General features: G+C 39.7%; 1 protein-coding gene. It reads right to left on the bottom strand.

What is annotated here, in order from left to right; genetic code table 11:
* A partial coding sequence (locus AC3G7N_RS22280; RefSeq protein ID WP_489424290.1) for a family 20 glycosylhydrolase occupies positions 1 to 547 on the bottom strand: 547 nt, incomplete at both ends.

Below are 547 nucleotides of genomic sequence, written 5' to 3'. Positions count from 1 at the left end.
TGTAGAGCCATTTCGTATCCAAATAATCATGATAGTAATTTGCTTTTGGGACGATATACAACAATCCATCATCCGAATTAATAATTTTGTACCCCTCATCAATTGCTTGTTCCGGGTTGTACCATCCGACATTCCAAATGTTAAACACAACATCCTTGTCTACCTGAACATCACCCTTATAATACGTCAAGCCTCCCCAAGCTCGTACGGACTTACCTTGCTCTTTCATATGCTGATTTAACGTATTAATGTAATTACGGTAAACATTGCTCATTTCCGTATCATTACGATAAAATTCATCCGCACCAATATGAACTGCATCCGTATCAAACAAACCAAGATATTCATCCCAAACAGACTCAACAAAATCCACTGATTCTTGGCGTGTGATGTCAAGATGGTCCACCGGTAAATCCGGATGAACTAAATCTGGTCTCACTTTGGTAAATGCAAGTGCATGACTAGGCGTATCAAATTCCGGTGTAATTGTCAGTCCATTTTTGCCAGCAAGATCCTGCAATTCCCGGAATTCCTGTTTTGTGTAATG

The organism is Virgibacillus carmonensis, assembly GCF_057836705.1.
Note: the sequence above shows the minus strand (reverse complement) of the source record. Positions and strands in the feature narration are given on the sequence as shown.